Origin of the sequence: Aeromonas sp. XH, assembly GCF_033348475.1 — a bacterium.
GTDB classification, from domain to species: Bacteria; Pseudomonadota; Gammaproteobacteria; order Enterobacterales; family Aeromonadaceae; genus Aeromonas; species Aeromonas sanarellii.
The window spans coordinates 3,535,015-3,551,453 of the sequence record NZ_CP137630.1 but is presented as its reverse complement, the minus strand read 5'-3'; the positions used below and the strand labels follow the sequence as shown (position 1 = coordinate 3,551,453).

At 66.1% G+C, this 16,439-nt stretch carries 15 protein-coding genes; 9 read left to right on the top strand and 6 right to left on the bottom strand.

The window, feature by feature from the left end; all coding sequences use genetic code 11:
* The first annotated feature begins 240 nt into the window (after positions 1-240).
* On the top strand, positions 241-1,062 hold the full coding sequence (locus R2B70_RS16260; RefSeq protein WP_318161997.1) for a Cof-type HAD-IIB family hydrolase: 822 nt from the start codon (positions 241-243) through the stop codon (positions 1,060-1,062).
* Positions 1,063-1,099: 37 nt separating this feature from the next.
* Here the strand turns inward: R2B70_RS16260 and R2B70_RS16255 are convergent, their stop codons facing one another.
* On the bottom strand, positions 1,100-1,663 hold the full coding sequence (locus R2B70_RS16255) for a DUF2799 domain-containing protein (RefSeq protein ID WP_318161996.1): 564 nt from the start codon (positions 1,661-1,663) through the stop codon (positions 1,100-1,102).
* A 200-nt stretch (positions 1,664-1,863) separates the two neighbouring features.
* Here R2B70_RS16255 and R2B70_RS16250 point away from each other — a divergent pair, with 200 nt between their 5' ends.
* The 3 genes from R2B70_RS16250 to R2B70_RS16240 all read left to right on the top strand — a co-directional run bounded on the left by R2B70_RS16250 (position 1,864) and on the right by R2B70_RS16240 (position 5,949).
* A complete protein-coding gene (locus tag R2B70_RS16250) occupies positions 1,864-2,703 on the top strand; it encodes an isopenicillin N synthase family dioxygenase (RefSeq protein WP_042074143.1) in 840 nt (279 codons plus the stop codon).
* A gap of 207 nt (positions 2,704-2,910) precedes the next feature.
* Positions 2,911-4,224, top strand: coding sequence for a sodium-dependent transporter (locus tag R2B70_RS16245; protein WP_318161995.1), 1,314 nt, complete (start codon positions 2,911-2,913; stop codon positions 4,222-4,224).
* A 411-nt stretch (positions 4,225-4,635) separates the two neighbouring features.
* Positions 4,636-5,949, top strand: a complete 1,314-nt coding sequence (locus R2B70_RS16240) for a sodium-dependent transporter (RefSeq protein ID WP_318161994.1) — start codon at positions 4,636-4,638, stop codon at positions 5,947-5,949.
* 29 nt (positions 5,950-5,978) lie between these two features.
* Here the strand turns inward: R2B70_RS16240 and R2B70_RS16235 are convergent, their stop codons facing one another.
* The 3 genes from R2B70_RS16235 to R2B70_RS16225 all read right to left on the bottom strand — a co-directional run bounded on the left by R2B70_RS16235 (position 5,979) and on the right by R2B70_RS16225 (position 9,596).
* Positions 5,979-7,607 carry a hypothetical protein gene (locus tag R2B70_RS16235; protein ID WP_318161993.1) on the bottom strand — a complete coding sequence of 543 codons (1,629 nt, stop codon included), beginning with the start codon at positions 7,605-7,607 and terminating at the stop codon, positions 5,979-5,981.
* A gap of 121 nt (positions 7,608-7,728) precedes the next feature.
* A complete protein-coding gene (locus tag R2B70_RS16230) occupies positions 7,729-8,193 on the bottom strand; it encodes a hypothetical protein (RefSeq protein ID WP_318161992.1) in 465 nt (154 codons plus the stop codon).
* A 29-nt stretch (positions 8,194-8,222) separates the two neighbouring features.
* Entirely contained in the window at positions 8,223-9,596 is a 1,374-nt protein-coding gene (locus R2B70_RS16225) for a PLP-dependent aminotransferase family protein (RefSeq protein WP_318161991.1), read from the bottom strand.
* Between the two features lie 116 nt (positions 9,597-9,712).
* On the opposite strand from R2B70_RS16225, the gene R2B70_RS16220 reads away from it, so the two are divergent.
* The 4 genes from R2B70_RS16220 to R2B70_RS16205 all read left to right on the top strand — a co-directional run bounded on the left by R2B70_RS16220 (position 9,713) and on the right by R2B70_RS16205 (position 13,228).
* Entirely contained in the window at positions 9,713-10,309 is a 597-nt protein-coding gene (locus R2B70_RS16220; protein ID WP_042074153.1) for a LysE family translocator, read from the top strand.
* Positions 10,310-10,411: 102 nt separating this feature from the next.
* Positions 10,412-11,002: a LysE family translocator gene (locus tag R2B70_RS16215; protein ID WP_209794705.1), complete on the top strand. Its 591-nt coding sequence runs from the start codon at positions 10,412-10,414 to the stop codon at positions 11,000-11,002.
* 81 nt (positions 11,003-11,083) lie between these two features.
* Positions 11,084-11,776 carry an aspartate/glutamate racemase family protein gene (locus R2B70_RS16210; RefSeq protein WP_318161990.1) on the top strand — a complete coding sequence of 231 codons (693 nt, stop codon included), beginning with the start codon at positions 11,084-11,086 and terminating at the stop codon, positions 11,774-11,776.
* 237 nt (positions 11,777-12,013) lie between these two features.
* Positions 12,014-13,228, top strand: a complete 1,215-nt coding sequence (locus R2B70_RS16205; RefSeq protein ID WP_042074156.1) for an aldose 1-epimerase family protein — start codon at positions 12,014-12,016, stop codon at positions 13,226-13,228.
* A gap of 60 nt (positions 13,229-13,288) precedes the next feature.
* On the opposite strand, the gene R2B70_RS16200 is transcribed toward R2B70_RS16205, so the two are convergent.
* A complete protein-coding gene (locus R2B70_RS16200; RefSeq protein ID WP_318161989.1) occupies positions 13,289-15,079 on the bottom strand; it encodes a long-chain fatty acid--CoA ligase in 1,791 nt (596 codons plus the stop codon).
* Positions 15,080-15,259: 180 nt separating this feature from the next.
* Here R2B70_RS16200 and R2B70_RS16195 point away from each other — a divergent pair, with 180 nt between their 5' ends.
* Complete coding sequence (locus R2B70_RS16195) at positions 15,260-15,802, top strand: hypothetical protein (protein ID WP_042074159.1); 543 nt, start codon at positions 15,260-15,262, stop codon at positions 15,800-15,802.
* A 100-nt stretch (positions 15,803-15,902) separates the two neighbouring features.
* On the opposite strand, the gene rimI is transcribed toward R2B70_RS16195, so the two are convergent.
* The gene (gene rimI, locus R2B70_RS16190; RefSeq protein WP_042074172.1) at positions 15,903-16,352 is read right to left on the bottom strand and encodes a ribosomal protein S18-alanine N-acetyltransferase; all 450 of its coding nucleotides are present in this window, start codon (positions 16,350-16,352) and stop codon (positions 15,903-15,905) included.
* Between the last annotated feature and the right edge of the window lie 87 nt (positions 16,353-16,439).

Below are 16,439 nucleotides of genomic sequence, written 5' to 3'. Positions count from 1 at the left end.
GGTATGACTCCTTGCCTCGTTCAACTCCGTCGCCCGGTGAACCTCTTGACCCTTGCGCCTCGCGATGCTCAGTCTTTGGAGGTGATATGCGTCGTTATCAGGCCATGGCGCTGGACGCGGGATTGCATGGCACCCCACTGACCTCAACATTCCTGGAGGTGATATGCGTCGTTTTCAGGCCATTGCACTGGACGCGGGATTGCATGGCACCCCACTGACCTCAACATTCCTGGAGGTGATATGAGTCATTATCAGGCCATTGCATTGGATATGGATGGCACCCTGCTGACCCGGGATCACAAGATCTCGTCCGCCACCCGGGCGGCCCTGGCCGAGGCCCGGGCCCAGGGCATCAAGGTGCTGCTGGTGACGGGTCGCCACTTCATGACGGCCCGTCCCTTCCACCACGCACTGGCCCTCGATACCCCCATCATCTGCAGCAACGGCGCCTACCTCTATGATCCGGGGCAGGATCGGATCCTCGCCGGGGATCCCCTGGCGGTAGCGCCGCTCACCGCCCTGCTGGCCGAGGTGCAGGCCCAGCAGATGGGGGCGCTCTTCCACCTGGGGGGCGGCATTGGCTACCTTGGCTGCGAGGAGCACGTGGGCCGGATGCGGCGCTGGTCGGCGAGCCAGCCGGACCACCTCAAGGTCTCCCTGCTGCCGGCCGAGGATCTCGGCGCCTGGCTGCAAGCCCCCATCTGGAAGCTGGAGCTGTTCAACCAGGATCCCGGCCGGTTGCACCGTTTCGTGGGGGAGGTGGTGGAGACGCTGCCCTTCACCCGCGATTGGGCGGCGCCCTATGCGGTGGAGCTGGTGCAGCCCGGTTGCAGCAAGGGCAACCGGCTGGCCCAGTGGGCGGAGAGCGAGGGGATCGCCATGGAGAAGGTGGTGGCGTTTGGCGACAACAACAACGACATCAGCATGTTCGAGCAGGTGGGGCTGGCGGTGGCCATGGGCAACGCGGCGCCCCAGATCCAGGCCCATGCGGACCGGGTCACCGCGGATCACAACGAGGATGGCATCGCCCTGGCGCTGCAGCGCTGGATCCTGCCCGCCTGAGCGGCAGCAGAACGGGGCCAGACCGGCCCCTTTGCTGTCAGCTCCCGAAGGAGAACTGGATCACCCGGTCCGGGAAGCGGATCCGGTTGTACTCCCGGCGCACCCCCTCGTAGTGGCGGATGGCGCGCTCGCGCTGGGCCCGGTAGTAGTCCCGCTGCTTGCTGTCGTTCTCGCTGCGGATCTGCTGGTCGAGCTGATAGATGTCCCGCTCGGTGCGCTCCAGCTCCTGCTGCAGTTCGCCGAGGCGCTGCTCCAGCAGGTACTCCTGGCGGCCGCGCTCGAACTGGGTGAGGAAGCTGGTGTCGTTGGGGCAGACCCCCAGGTATTCGTGTCCCTCCCGTCCCTTGCTGTAGGCAAGCTCGGGAATGCAGTAGAGTTCCAGCCCCTTGGCGTAGCCCCGCTGCCACTCGTCTTCGTCCACCCTGAGACCGTACTCACCGCAGGTCTGCTTGTAGTCACGGGTGGCGGTCCGGGTCTTGCCCTGCTCCCCGTCCTGATAACCCAGGTTGTACCAGCTCATGGTGCGGCACTCCTCCTCAGACAGGGAACTGCACCCGGCGAGCAGCAAGGGGAGGGTCAACAGCAGGATCTTGGGGAACATGAAGGGGCTCCGACAGGGAAGATGGAGGGGCATTCTAGAAGAGGAGGCCTGCCCTGGACAAGCACCGGGCGAGGTGCCTGCGTCATGATGTTTTTATCAGTATTTTCAAGCCGTTGCAGACGGGCTTCCGGCAGCCTTTTCATGCCGGGGGAGGCAGGGTAAACTGCGCCTACTTTTAACTGGCACGTAACAAAAAAACAATGAAAGTCCTGACCGTCGATTATCGCTCCCCCGATGCGGCCGAGCGCTTCACCGAGTCCCTGCGCACCACCGGCTTCGGGGTGCTGACCCATCACCCCATCCCGAAAGAGCTGGTGCAGTCGATCTATGAGAACTGGTACCGCTTCTTCCTGAGCGAGCAGAAGCACGACTTCCTGTTCAATCGCGAGACCCAGGACGGCTACTTCCCGCCGTCTGTCTCCGAAGTCGCCAAGGGCCACAGCCAGAAGGACATCAAGGAGTACTTCCACATCTACCCCTGGGGTCAGATGCCGGCCGAGCTGAAAGCGCAGGCGATGGAGTACTACCGCCTCGCCAACGATCTCGCCGCCGAGCTGCTGGGCTGGGTGGAGCAATACACCCCGAGCGACATCGCTGCCCGCTACAGCTGCCCGCTCTCCTCCATGATCGAAGAGAGCCAGAAGACCCTGCTGCGAGTGCTGCACTACCCGCCCTTCGATGGCACCGAGGAGCCGGGGGCCATCCGCGCCGCCGCCCACGAGGACATCAACCTGCTGACCATACTGCCCGCCGCCAACGAGCCGGGCCTGCAGGTGAAGGGCTCGGACGGGGAGTGGATGGACGTGCCCTGCGACTTCGGCACCCTCATCATCAATATCGGTGACATGCTGCAGGAGGCCTCCCGCGGCTACTACCCCTCCACCACCCACCGCGTCATCAACCCGACCGGCGGCAGCGCCGCCAAGTCCCGCATCTCCTTGCCGCTCTTCCTGCACCCGCGCCCGGACGTGGTGCTCTCCGAGCGCCACACCGCCCACAGCTATCTGATGGAGCGGCTGCGGGAGCTGGGGGTCATCTAGTCCCCGCCCTGTCCTGGCGATGCAAAACCGGAGCATACCCGCTCCGGTTTTTATTTTTGGCACGATTGGTGGGCTATCCGAATTTTATTGGTTAATGATGCTAAAAACTGAGTTTTATATCGGATATACGACGAGTGATTGCGGAGCCGAAGGGGTACTCTGAGCGCCTTTCGGGCCCCGTGGGCGGGCCCCTCGTTTGGAGTTCCCATGAAGCAGTCCCAATGGTCATCCCGGCTCGGTTACATCCTGGCCGCCGCGGGTTCCGCGGTCGGTCTCGGCGCCATCTGGAAGTTCCCCTATGTGACCGCCGCCAACGGCGGCGGCGCCTTCCTGCTGGTGTTTCTGCTGTTCAGCTTCACCCTGGGGGTGGCGGTGCTGATGGGGGAGACCCTGATCGGCAGCCTGACCCGGCGCGGGGTGGTGGGAGCCTTCGGCGAGTTGATGGGCAGACGCTGGCGCTGGGTCGGCGCCATGGGGCTCTTGTGCAGCCTGCTCATCTACAGCTTCTACAGCGTGGTGGGGGGCTGGACCCTGGGCTACACCGGCATGGCCCTGGCGGGCAGTCTGCAGCACGGCGACGGGGCGGCCCTCACCGCCCGTTTCAACGACTACGTCGGCGATCCGCTCTGGCCGGTGCTGACCCACCTGTTGTTCGCCGGCCTCACCTGGTGGTTCGTCCAGGGCGGCGTGCAGCAGGGGGTGGAGCGCACCCTGCGCTGGATGATGCCGGCCCTCTTCATCATGATCCTGCTGCTGGTGGCCTTCGGGCTGACCCTGCCGGGCGCCATGGCCGGGGTGCGCCACTTCCTGATGCCGGACTTCGGCAAGCTCGGCATGTCAGGTGTGCTGGACGCCCTGGGGTTGGCGTTCTTCTCCCTCTCCATTGGCCTGGGCATCCACACCACCTATGGCGCCTACCTGGTCTCCAGCGAGGGGGTGGGCCGCTCCAGCCTCTGGGTGGTGTTGCTGGCGAGCCTCATCGCCGTGCTGGCGGGGCTGATGATCTTCCCCGTGCTGGCGGCGACCGGCATCGATCCCGCCTCCGGCCCGGGTCTCACCTTCATGACCATGCCGGCGGTGTTCCAGCAGCTGCCGTTCGGCCAGGGGCTGGCGGTGGTGTTCTTCGCCCTGCTAGTGGTGGCGGCGCTGTCGTCTTCCATCTCCCTGCTGGAGCATCTGCAATGTTTCCTGTGCGAGAGCCTGGGCTGGTCGCGGCGTGCGGCGTGTAACCTCATCACCGCCCTGGTGATGGCGGGAGGCATCCCGGTCAGCCTGTCGTTCGGCCTCTGGGCGAGCATCACCCTGTTTGGCAAGAACATCTTCGAGCTGCTGGATTTTGTCACCTCCAACCTGATGATGCCCCTGTTCGGTCTGGCCCTCACCCTGCTGCTGGGCTGGCAGCTCGGTCGCCGGGCGCTGCCCGCCGGACTGGCGCCGCACTGGCGCACCCTGCTGATGGGCTGCTGGCGCTGGCTGGCACCCCTGCTCATCGGCGGCATCCTGGTGCGGGGCCTGGTGTAGGCCGGGGCGGGTGGCGGGTCCTCAGGTCCGCCACGGACCCCGATGTGGGGTCGGCAGGATTGACTCTGCATCAAAACCTGTAATATCCAAAAATTCGAAATATTTATCCGCAGATGCGTGTTTCTGTTTGGTTATATTCTGTTTTGGAGGATATTCATGACTAGTGTCTGTCAACTTCTCTTGCCATGGTTTAGGCTGTGGCCCCTTTTCCCCGTGCAGGCGACGCCGTTTCATGTCACCCCTCATCGCCCTCTTTGGCCGATTTTTCCGCTCGCAAGAGAGGTGACCTTGCACGTGCCGTTTGTCTGAAAGTTCATTGCAAAGGTCGCCACCAGGCGGCCTTTTTTATTGCGACGCCGCGCGCGTCCAGCCATGGAGTATCGATCTGATGTTGTCTTGCCCGGAGGTTGTATGAGCCAGGTTCAGTGGTCTTCCCGTCTCGGTCATGTGCTGGCAGCCGCCGGCTCGGCCATCGGCCTTGGTGCCATCTGGAAGTTTCCCTATGTGACCGCCACCAATGGCGGCGGTGCCTTCCTGCTGGTGTTTCTGCTGTTCAGCTTCACCCTGGGGGTGGCGGTGCTGGTGGGAGAGACCCTGCTCGGCAGCCGCAGCCAGCGCGGCGTGCTCGGTGCCTTCCACAGGCTGATGGGGCCGAACTGGCGCTGGATGGGCTATATGGGGATCCTGTGCGGCTTCTTCATCTACAGCTTCTACAGCGTGGTGGGGGGCTGGACCGTGGGCTATGCGGCCCTGGCCCTCGGCGGTGAGCTGAACCTCGGCGAGGGGAGCGCCCTCACCGCCCTGTTCAACGGCTATGTGAGCGACCCCCTCTGGCCTGTCCTCACCCATCTCGTCTTCGCCGGGCTCACCTGGTGGTTCGTGCAGGGCGGGTTGCAGCAGGGGGTGGAGCGGGCGCTGCGCTGGATGATGCCGGCCCTGTTAGTGATGATGCTGCTGCTGGTGGTGACCGGGCTCTCCATGCCGGGCTCCCTGGCCGGGGTGCGCCAGTTCCTGTTGCCGGACTTCTCCATGCTGACCGGACAGGGGGTGCTGGACGCCCTGGGGCTGGCGTTCTTCTCCCTCTCCATCGGCCTGGGGGTCCACACCACCTATGGCGCCTATCTGCCCAATAGCGACGGTGCGCTGCGCTCCGGGGTCTGGGTGGTGACCCTGGCGAGCCTGATCTCGGTGCTGGCGGGGCTGATGATCTTCCCGGTGCTGGCGTCCACGGGGATTGACCCGACCGCCGGGCCTGGGCTCACCTTCATGACAATGCCGGCGGTGTTCCATCACCTGCCGTTCGGCCAGGTGCTGGCCGTGGTCTTCTTCCTGCTGCTGCTGGTGGCGGCGCTCTCCTCCTCCATCTCCATGCTGGAGCACCTGGTGCGCTTTACCACCGAGGAGTGGGGCTGGTCGCGCCGCAGTGCCTGCCGGGTGCTGACCCTGCTCATCATGGCCTGCGGTATCCCGGTGAGCCTGTCGTTCGGCCCCTGGGCCGAGTACACCCTGTTTGGCAAGACCCTGTTCGATCTGCTGGACTACCTCACCTCCAACCTGATGATGCCCCTGTTCGGCCTGGTGCTGACCCTGCTGCTGGGATGGCGGCTCGGCGACAGCATGGTACCGGCGGATCTCTCGCCGCTGATGCGCCGCTGCCTGCTCTGGTGCTGGCGGCTGGTGGCGCCGCTGCTGATCGCGGGGATCCTGGTGCGGGGCCTGTTCTGACCCGCCTGCCGGGGCGGCTTGGGCCGCCCCTATTGGGCTGGGAGTGGCGGCAACCTGGGAGCCAGGTGGCTTCTGATCCGCCGCAGCGTCTCCCGGTAGGCCTCGGCATGCTGTCCCTGGAAGGCGGCACTGTGGTCGAGGCGCCGCTCCAGCCTGTCCACCAGCTGCGCCACCGCCGGGGCGGCCATGCCGGTCGGCCAGCAGTGGGTCAGCAGCGTCAGCAACTGCCAGGCATCCCCCGCCTGGGCCGGAAATGTCTCCTGCAGCGTCAGCGCGCACTGCACGGCGAGCTGGTGCTGGCCCGCGGTCAGCGCCCGCTGCCGCTCCTGGCGCAGCTGGCTCAGGCGCTGCTCGCGCAGTTCCAGCTGGCCCTGGAGATCGCCGACCACCCGCTGGATCAGCCGCTGCAGCTGCGGGCTCTGCGCCACCGGGCCCCGATACTGGCCGAGCCGGGCCAGGTAACGCTGGGCATGCTGGGGCAGACCGCAGAACTGGCTCACGGCAAAGCCGAGCAGCTGGTTGAGGTGGTTGTCCCGCGCCGCCTCCGGTGGATGCTTGGCCAGCAGCATCAGGGCGTCGTCGAAGCGGTAGTCCAGCGCCAGCATCAGGGCGCGCATCAGGGCCTCCTCGTGGGCCCTCAGGGTGACCGCCTGCCGGCCGAGATCCTCGAGGGCCTGCTGCAGCCCATGGACCCTGGCCTCGACCGGGGGATGCCAGAGCACCGCCAGGGTGGCATCCAGAACGCAGTGCTCGATGGACTGATGAAACTTCTGCCTGGGGAAGAAGCGCAGGCCGACGGCGGTGGCCTGGGCCAGTACCTGGGCTTCGTCTCTTCGCAGCAGGGCCAGCAGAATGGCCGTCTGGCGCCATTCAGGTTGCCAGGGGCAGCGTTGCAGCAAGCCTGACAACAGGGCCCAGGCCGGTTCCCACTGCCCCTGATGCAGCAGGCAGGCGAGGGTGAGCTCCTGATGAATGACGGGGGGCAACCGTGCCTGGTTGCGGTCCAGATCCTTGTGGGCACTCTCCACCCGGTCCAGCCCGAGCAGGGCGTGGATCAACCCGGTGCGTGGCCACCAGGCGTCGTGTTCCGTGGTGCACATGGCGTAGTGCTGGGTCGCCTGGACGAGCTCCCCGGCCTGCAGCAGCATGTAGCCCTTGACCCTGTCCATCTGGGGCCCCAGTGCCTTGTTCCTGGCGTGCCGGTAGAGCAGATCCTCGCACTGGGCGCAGGCGCTGCGCCACTCCCTGAGAGCCATGGGCGTGGCCAGGGGGCGCGTCACCGCGGTCAGTACCAGCAGCGCTTGCAGGCTGTGCGCCAGCTGCTCCGTGGTGAAGGGGACGGCCAGGCGCAGCGGGAAATAGAGGTCGGAGGGCGGGTACTGGCCCGTCTCCTCGTCGTGATCCAGCAGCAGGAGCACGCAACCCGACGCGAGCAGCCCCAGGTGGTGGGCCTCCTGCAGCAGGCGAGCCCCTTCGCGGGCCTGATGGTGATACTGGCGACAGAGAATGGCATCGAACGACTGCTGACGCAGCAGGGCGGGCAGGGCCGAGATCTCTTTGCAATGGTGCAGTCTGGAGGGGGCCATCCCCTGGTCGCTCAGCCCCTGGGTGAGGGCCGAGATCATCATGGCATCGTCTTCGATCAGGAGGATCTGCATCCTTGACGCTCCTTCGCCGGTTCGGGGGCGGGGTGCCCGAGCCAATGGTTCACCGGTCTGGCTCCACTGTCGTCCGGGCGGAGGCCGGGGTCAATCCCCCAGCTGGATCGGCGGGTCGATCTTACTGCAGGCCCGGGCCCTTGGCCGAGAAGGGGCAGTCGGCCTGCCGGATGAGGCGGCTGTCCCGGTGACCCTCCCCCTGCCAGACGAGCTCGAGCTGGCCCAGTCGCCCGAGCCGGCGCAGCTCGAATTCATAGCGCAGGCAGGGGTTGTCGGTGGGCAGGCTGGCCATGCCGGCCGGCAGGCGGTAGTCGTAGCGCAGCAGGGGGCCGTCCTGCAGCCGGCTCTGCACGGGCACCAGCCCTTCCGCCGTCGGGGCGGGGGACTTGAGGTGGCGGCGCAGTGTCACAGGCGCATCTATGGCCTTCTGGTAGTGAAGCCCGTTCATGGCCGCCAGCTCCTCTTCCAGCCGCGTCAGCTCCCCCTCCAGCCCGCTCAGGGCTGCACCCAGCTGTTGATGGGCGGGAGAGGCACAGCCTCCCAGCAGCAGGGTCGAGAGCAGCAGGGCGGGACGGACGGCAGACATGGGAGCTCCTTGGGGGCCTGGGCCGATGACTATAGCAGGGGATTGGTGGGCGGCGCGGCGCGCAGCAGGCCGGCGAGTCGCTCCAGCCCCTCGGCGACGCGGGCGTCGGTGGCGGGCTGGCTCAAGCTCAGACGCACCCCTTGCGGGGCGGCAAACTGGCCGGCGGCGAAGTGTTCCCCGCTCGCGACCCCGACGTCAAGGGCGTTGGCCGCCTCCGCGAACTCCTGACTGCGCCAGGGCTCGGGCAGCGGCAGCCAGGCGTGCATGGAGCCCGGCTGCCAGCGGGCGCCCGGCAGCAGGTGGCGCAAGAGTTCCCCCCGACGCGCCAGGATCCGTCTCTGCTGCTCGATGAGCGGCATGATCTGGCGCTGGCTCACCAGCTTGCAGGCCAGCTCGATGAGCAGCGGACTCACCATCCAGCTCGACAGTCGCATCGCCTGGGCGAAGCCGTTGCGAAGGGCTGGCGGCGCCAAGACGAAGCCGACCCGCAGGCCGCCGCAGGCGATCTTGGCCAGGCTGCCCAGGTAGATGACCCGCTCCGGCGCCAGGTTGACCAGGGGCGGGAGTGCGCTCTCGGGCAGCAGGCCGTTGACGTCATCCTCGACGATCAACAGATCGTGGCGGCGGGCGATGGCGATGATGGCCTCGCGCCGCGCCAGGCTCATGGTGGCCGTGGTGGGGTTCTGCAGGGTGGGGGTGAGGTAGAGCAGCTTGGCCCGGCGGGTGCGGCAGGCCGCCTCCAGCGCCTCGGGCAGCAGCCCCTCATCGTCCATCGCCAGCCCCACTACCTGGTTCTTGAGCTGGCGCGAGTTGCCCAGCATGCCGGGATAGCTCAGCCCCTCGCACAGCAGGGTCTCCCCCACGCAGCCGGTGGCCAGCAGGGCCAACAGGATGCCGTGCTGGGCGCCGTGGCTGAACAGCAGGCGATCCTCGCTGCCCTCTATGCCCTGCTCGGCGAGCCAGTCGACGAACAGCTGGCGCTGCGAGGCGCGCCCCGCCTCCTTGTCGTAGCCGAGCAGACCGTTGAGATCCCCCTGTGCCAGTTCGGTGAGCAGGGGCCTGATGATGGCCCCCCTGTCCAGCTGGACCGGCAGGTTCTGCCACAGCTCGATGCGGTGGTCGTCCTCGTTGCGGATCACCCACTCGTTGGCGGGATCCGTCGCCCCCCTGACCCAGGTGCCATGCCCCACCCTGGCCGCCAGCAGGCCGCGCCGCTCGGCCTCGGTGTAGGCGCGGGTGACTGTGCCCACCGTCACCCCCAGCCGGTCTGCCAGGGCCCTGTGGGTCGGCAGCCGGGTCTCGGGGGGCAGGGCACCACAGGCGATGGCCTGCTCGATGGCCTTGACCAGCTTGAGATAGAGGGGCCCCTCGAAGAGGCTGAGGTCGGGTGTCCAGATTGTCATGGTGACAATAAATCCATTGATCCAAGTTTGTCCGCAATATAGCGTGAATATCAACCTTTGAACAACCGGAAAACTCACATTGTATCGATACAATGTGGCAAGAAAGGAGTCTCCCCATGACCATCGAATGGTATGCCACCCTGTTTGGCTTTGCCCTGCTCACCTGCGGCACCCCGGGCCCCAACAATCTCATGTTGACGGCGTCCGGCGCCAACTTCGGGGTGCGCCGCACCCTGCCACACCTGCTCGGGGTGACGGTGGGCCAGCCCGTGCTGCAACTGGTGCTGGCGCTGGGCTTCTATCCGCTGTTCGAACGCTGGCCCCTGCTCAAGCTGAGCCTGCAGGTGCTGGGCAGCCTCTATCTGCTGTGGCTGGCCTGGCGCATCGCGGTGGCCGGTGCCCCCGGGGATCCCGCCAGCCGTGCCCGCCCCCTGACCCTGCTGGAGGGGCTGGGCTTCCAGTTCCTCAATCCCAAGGCGTGGATGATGGGGATCTCCGCCATCAGCCTGTTCAGCCTGCCGGGGAGCGACTACTGGCCGAGCCTGTGGGGCATCATGTCCGTCTTCCCCATGGCGGGGCTGCCGGTCTGCTTCGCCTGGGTGTTGTTCGGCCATCAGCTTAGCCGCTGGATCAACTCGGACAAGGGGTGGCGCCGCCTCAATGGCAGCCTGGGGGCGCTCACCGCCCTGTGCGTGGTGATGCTCTGGTATTAATGCCTGCCTGATTATTCATGCAAAGAAAATGCATTGCCGACCTTGTCGTCCTGGCGCCGGCTCTGCATATTAGGAGGCTTGCCGTATCCGAACGAGGTTGAGATGGATCTGAACTGGTTGCTCCCCCTGGCGGGCTTTGCCCTCATCACCTGTGGCACGCCGGGCCCCAACAACATGCTGCTGACCAGCGCCGGGGCCGCCCAGGGTTTTCGCCGCTCCGTTCCCCTGCTGGTGGGGGTGGTGGGGGGCATCAACTTGATGATCCTGGCCATGGCCCTGGGGCTCGGGGTGGTGTTCGAGAAGGTGCCGCTGCTGCACGACGGGCTCAAGCTCGTCGGCTCGGCCTACCTGCTCTGGCTGGCCTGGAAGGTGGCCAATGCCAGCGGTCCGGCGGAGGGAAACCGGCCGCTGATCCCGGCCCATCAGGGGGCCATGTTGCAACTGCTCAACCCCAAGGCCTGGATGATGGCGCTCTCCGCCATTAGCGGCTTCACCCTGGCGGGGGAGGCTTACTGGCCGTCCGCCGGCTGGGTACTCGGCATCTTCTTCGTGACCGGCCTCTATACCGGGGCCTTCTGGGTGCTGTTCGGTGCCCAGGTGCGCCGTCTCATCCGCACCGCCAGGGGCTGGCGTCGCTTCAATCTGGGCATGGGGCTCGCCACCGCGGCCTGCGTGCTGATGATCTGGGTTTAGGCATAGGCCTGAGCCTTTACCGGCTGTCTTGTTGGCCCTTCGGGGCCTTTTTTGTTTCACCTGAGCTGGCAAGGAGGTGCCATGAAATGTATCGGTCTGCTGGGTGGCATGAGCTGGGAGTCCACCGTCAGCTATTACCAGGCCCTCAACCGGGGTGTACGAGCTCGCCTCGGCGGCCTGCACTCGGCGCGGGTGCTGCTTGCCAGCGTCGACTTTGCCGAGATTGAGCGGTTGCAGCACGCCGGCGACTGGCCCGCCACCGCCCGCCTGCTGGCGGCCGAGGCCAGGGCCGTCCAGGCCGGTGGCGCCGATTTCCTGCTGATCGGCACCAACACCATGCACAAGGTGGCGCCGGAGATCGAGGCCGCCATCGATATCCCCCTGCTCCACATCGCCGATGCCACGGCGCGCCGCCTGCTGGCCGACGGGGTGACCCGGGTCGGCCTGCTCGGCACCCGCTTCACCATGGAGCAGGCGTTTTACAAGGGGCGGCTCCAGGAGCGGTTCGGGCTGGAGGTGCTGGTGCCTGGTGACGCTGCGCGGGAGCGGGTGCACCGCATCATCTATGACGAGCTCTGTCTCGGCGACATTCGCGAGTCGTCGCAGGCCGAGTATCTGGCCATCATCGCCGGGCTGGCCGAGGCCGGCGCCCAGGCGGTGATCCTGGGTTGCACCGAAATCGCCCTGCTGGTGGGGGCGTGCCAGGCCGCCGTGCCGCTCTACGACACCACCGCCATCCACGCCGAAGCCGCCGTGGCGCTGGCCCTTGCCTGATGTGATGCGGGCGGGGTGAGGGGGAGCGGCCCCTCTCGGCTCCCCGCCGGCGTGCCTGGTTTTTCCCTCCGCATAACTGTGAGTCAGCCTTCATTTCAGCAGGGTAGGGGGCGCTTTTATTGTCAATCGGCTCACATTTCCTCCTTTTGTCTCTTGAGTCCGGCACGTCGGCCGCCTAGTTTCTCGATCACTGAAACGATTCAGCTTCACAAAAACAAGAGACACGAGGATACATCCATGTTGAAGAAACTCTCCCTTGCCGTGCTGCTCGCCCTGGGTACCACCGCGGGTCACGCCGCCGAATTCCTGCTGACCGATTCCCAGCAGGGGCTGGACGTGGGCGACTGGAAGATCACCAGCGAGAAGCTCGGCATCAAGAGCCCGGTTCCCTTCACCATCGAGAAGAAGCGCCTGCACGGCGGCCGCCAGGAGGGGGTGGATCTGCTCATCGTCGACAACGGCGTCATGAAGATCACCCTGGTGCCGACCCGCGGCATGGGGATCCAGGAGGTCAAGGCGGCGGATCTGCGCCTCGGCTGGGATTCACCGGTCAAGGAGGTGGTCAACCCCGCCTTCATCGATCTCGAGAGCCGTGGCGGCCTCGGCTGGCTCGACGGCTTCAACGAGATGCTGGTGCGCTGCGGCTACGAGTGGACGGGTCACCCCGGGGTGGATGACGACGGCCGCCTCAAGAGCCTGCACGGCCGGGTGCAGAACATTCCCGCCTCCGTGGTCAGCGTGACCGTGGACGAGGCGCCGCCCTACGCCATCCACGTGCGGGGCCGGGTGGACGAGCGCACCTTCAAGATGAGCGAGCTGGTCACCTGGACCCAGCTCAGCGTCGTGCCCGGTCAGGGGGAGTTTGCCCTGCAGGACAAGCTGACCAACCACGCGGACTACGAGAACGAGTACCAGATCATCTACCACGGCAACTTCGGGGCCCCCATCCTGGAGGAGGGCGCGCGCGTCAGCACGCCGGTGAAGCAGATCTCCCCGTTCAATGACTACGCCAAGGCCGGGCTCAAGAGCTGGCAAACCTACCTGGGGCCCACCAAGGGCTTCGACGAGATGGTGTTCAACCTGGTGCCCTACGGCGATGCCGACGGCAACACCCTGGCGGTGCTGAACAACAAGGCCGGCAACGCCGGGGTGGCGGTGGGCTACAACACCCGGCAGTTGCCGGTGCTCACGCTCTGGAAGAACACAGACACCAGGGCCCAGGGCTATGTGACCGGCATCGAGCCCGGCACCAGCTATGCCTACAGCACCAAGTACCAGCGCCCGCTGGGGCTGGTCCCCAAGATCCAGCCGGGGGAGACCAAGACCTTCGATCTGACCTATCGCCTGCTGCAAAATGCCGACGAGGTGAAGCAGGCCCTGGCCCGGGTGGAGAAGATCCAGGCCGGTCGGGCCACCGAGCTGCGCGAGCAACCCCTGGTCAAGCTGCCATAAGGGAGAGACGCCCAGCAAAAAGCCGCTCCATGAGCGGCTTTTTCATGTCTGGCCCGTCGGTCAGACGTGGCTGTACATGGCTTCTATCTCGCGCTGGTACTTGGCCTCGATGATCTTGCGGCGCAGCTTCATGGTGGGGGTGATCTCCCCGAGCTCCATGGAGAAGGCGCTCGGCAGCAGGGTGAACTTCTTCACCTGCTCGAACTTGGCCAGCTCCTTTTGCAGATCCTGAATGCGGGCTTCGAAGAACTCCATCACCCGGGAGTGGCGCAGCAGCTCGGTCTTGCACTGGTACTGCAGGTTGATGGAGCGGGCGTACTCCTCCAGGGACTCGAAGCAGGGGACGATGAGCGCCGACACGAAGTGGCGGGCATCGGCGACGATGGCGATCTGCTCGATGAAGCGATCCTTGCCCAGGGTCCCTTCCACCAGCTGGGGGGCCACGTACTTGCCGTTGGAGGTCTTCATCAGCTCCTTCAAGCGCTCGGTGAAGTAGATGTTGCCCTCGCCATCCAGCTCGCCCGCATCGCCGGTGCGCAGGAAGCCATCCTCGGTCATCACCTCGGCCGTGGCCTCCGGCTTGTTGTAGTAGCCGCGCATCACGGTGGGGGCACGCACCAGCAGTTCGTTGTTCTCGCCGAGCTTCACCTCGATGCCGCAGAGCGCCGTGCCGATGGAGCCCAGCCTGAACCGGGTGTCCTCGTAGCAGCAGACGGTGGCGGTGGTCTCGGTCATGCCGTAGCCGTACTTGAGGTTGAGCCCCATGGCCTGGAAGAAGAGGTTCACCTCGTCTGCGAGACGGGCGCCCGCCACCGGCAGGAAGCGGGTACGGCCGCCGAAGCGGGCGCGCAGCTTGCGAAACACCAGGCGCTCGGCGAGCCAGAGCTGGCCGTAGAGCAGGGGAGAGGCGGACTTGCCCGCCTGGCGGGCGGCGACCATCTGCCTGCCGACCCGGGTGGCCCAGCCGAACAGGGCGCGGCGCAGGCGCGGGGCCTGGGCGACCTTGGCCTGGATCATGGCGTAGGCCTTCTCGTAGAGGCGGGGCACGGCGCACATCACGGTGGGCTTCACCTCGCCGATGACATCCATCACCTTCTGCGGGTCGCGAATGTAGACGTTCTCGGCGCCGCAGTAGAGCACGTAGTAGCTCCAGGCGCGCTCGAACACGTGGCTCAGCGGCAGCATGCAGAGGGACACGTCCTGTTCATTCAGGTCGAGGCGGCGGTCATGCATCTCGAAGCAGGCGGCCATGTTGGCGAAGTCGAGCATGACCCCCTTGGGTTCGCCCGTGGTGCCCGAGGTGTAGATCAGGGTCAGCAGGTCGTCCATGCGGTAGTGGCGCTCGCGCTCGCGCAGCTCCAGCTCGCTGGGTGGGTGGTTGCCGGAGACGAGGAAGGTCTGGAAGTGGCTGGCAGCCGCGCAGCCGCGCAGGTCGACGGTGCCGTCCAGGGCGACGATATGGCGGATCTCGCCGCTGTCGATGAGCTGCAGCGCCTGATCGAACTGGGGCTGTTCCCCCACGAACAGCATCCTGATGCCGGCATCCTTGACGATGTAGCGCAACTGATCGAGGGTGCTGGTGGGGTAGATGGGCACGCTGACGCCGCGGGCGGCCAGGATGCCGAGGTCGGCCTGGGTCCACTCCGGCATGTTGCGGGCGTAGATGCCGACCATCTCGCCGGACTGGTGGCCGGCGCGGATCAGCCCCTGGGCGCAATAATCCATGGCCTGACCCAGGGTGCGCCAGCCGATGGCGCGCCACTGGCCATCCTGCTGGACGCGCAGGGCGGCCTTGTTGCCAAGGCGGGCAATACGCTCACGCATCACTCTAACCAGATGAAACTGCGACATCTCACTCATCCTCAAGTAACAGTTGTGCGCCCGCAGGGGCACTGAAAACGGGGCTGGAGTTTAAACTCTAAGATTACGGCTTACAAGTGTTCGCCATTTGTCCTGGATCACAAAGTCGTCAACTTGGGGAGAGTCAGGCATGATAAGGGCAAGGGTCGGATTCATTCAGGGAGTAGAGCCATGAATATCGGGATCAAGAGTCTGTTGACCGGCGCCTTGTTGCTGCTGGCGGGGGCCGGTGCCCTCTGGTTTGCGTTGGGCGGAACTGCGGGGCAGGAGAATCCCTGGCTGAGCGGCGCCGAGGGGTACGAGCAGGCGCAGCGGCTGGCACTGAAGGAGGGATATCCCCTGCTCTATGTGATCGAGCGCGCCAAGTGCCGGCGCTGCAAGGCGCTCGACAACAGGATGTGGCGTGCCCCCGAGATGCAGTCCGCCCTGGCGGGGCTGGCCAAGGTGCGGCTCAACCCGGATGCGGGGGATGGCAGCGAGCATATTCTGCGCCGCTTCCCCAGGGTGGAGACGGCCCCAGGCATCTATGTCCAGCGACCGGGGGAACCCCTGCGCCCTATCAGGGTCGTGCCGGATACCGAGGAGATCTGGATGCCCGGGGTCACCTATGGCCGCGGCTTCTTCATGCCGATCTCGGGCGCCGCCTTCGAGGCCGTGCTGAGGGTGACCCTGAGCCTGGAGGATCCCGCCATCGACAATGCCCCCCTGCCCTGAGGGCGAGTGGGAGTCGGGATGAGGGTAGAAACGACAAGGGGGCGGCATGCCCCCTTGTCTGTTGCGGGCGGCCTCTTAGCCTGAGCCGAGCGGCATGGGATCAGCCGAAGTCGAACAGGCGGGACATCAGCACGGCGTCCTCCCGATCCTGGCCGGTGCCGTAGTAGTCGGCGCGGCGGCAATACTCGGCAAACCCCTCGCTCTCGTAGAGGTTGATGGCGGTGCGGTTGCCGGCCCTGACCTCGAGGAACCAGGCCTCGGCCCCGCCGGCCTTGCTGCGAGCCAGGTACTCCTTGAGCAGCGCCCGCCCCAGCCCCTTGCCCTGAAAATCGGGGTGCACGCAGAGGTTCATCAGGGAGCTGTCCCCGGCCACCAGATCCGAGATGTAGAAACCGGCCGGTTGCCCGTCCACCAGCATCAGGCCGTTGAGATAGCGCGGCCCGAAGCAGGAGAGCAGGTTGGCCCGGCTCCAGGGCTCCTGGTGGGCGGCCTGCTCGATGGGGTAGATGGCCTCGAAATCGGATTCGAGCAGGGGGCGGAAGAGGGGCAAAAGGTCAGACATGGTGACTCCGGGCGGGATTCGGGCTTGCGAGGGAGGCCATGGCCGTGCCATGGTCGTTGCGTCAGGGAGCCCGGT

Coding starts and splice junctions, on each gene's coding strand:
- R2B70_RS16220 (WP_042074153.1), top strand. CDS start 9,713: ATGACCATCGAATGGTATGCCACCCTGTTTGGCTTTGCCCTGCTCACC.
- R2B70_RS16200 (WP_318161989.1), bottom strand. CDS start 15,079: ATGTCGCAGTTTCATCTGGTTAGAGTGATGCGTGAGCGTATTGCCCGC.
- R2B70_RS16235 (WP_318161993.1), bottom strand. CDS start 7,607: ATGCAGATCCTCCTGATCGAAGACGATGCCATGATGATCTCGGCCCTC.
- R2B70_RS16245 (WP_318161995.1), top strand. CDS start 2,911: ATGAAGCAGTCCCAATGGTCATCCCGGCTCGGTTACATCCTGGCCGCC.
- R2B70_RS16240 (WP_318161994.1), top strand. CDS start 4,636: ATGAGCCAGGTTCAGTGGTCTTCCCGTCTCGGTCATGTGCTGGCAGCC.
- R2B70_RS16225 (WP_318161991.1), bottom strand. CDS start 9,596: ATGACAATCTGGACACCCGACCTCAGCCTCTTCGAGGGGCCCCTCTAT.
- R2B70_RS16215 (WP_209794705.1), top strand. CDS start 10,412: ATGGATCTGAACTGGTTGCTCCCCCTGGCGGGCTTTGCCCTCATCACC.
- R2B70_RS16195 (WP_042074159.1), top strand. CDS start 15,260: ATGAATATCGGGATCAAGAGTCTGTTGACCGGCGCCTTGTTGCTGCTG.
- R2B70_RS16210 (WP_318161990.1), top strand. CDS start 11,084: ATGAAATGTATCGGTCTGCTGGGTGGCATGAGCTGGGAGTCCACCGTC.
- R2B70_RS16250 (WP_042074143.1), top strand. CDS start 1,864: ATGAAAGTCCTGACCGTCGATTATCGCTCCCCCGATGCGGCCGAGCGC.
- R2B70_RS16230 (WP_318161992.1), bottom strand. CDS start 8,193: ATGTCTGCCGTCCGTCCCGCCCTGCTGCTCTCGACCCTGCTGCTGGGA.
- R2B70_RS16205 (WP_042074156.1), top strand. CDS start 12,014: ATGTTGAAGAAACTCTCCCTTGCCGTGCTGCTCGCCCTGGGTACCACC.
- R2B70_RS16255 (WP_318161996.1), bottom strand. CDS start 1,663: ATGTTCCCCAAGATCCTGCTGTTGACCCTCCCCTTGCTGCTCGCCGGG.
- R2B70_RS16260 (WP_318161997.1), top strand. CDS start 241: ATGAGTCATTATCAGGCCATTGCATTGGATATGGATGGCACCCTGCTG.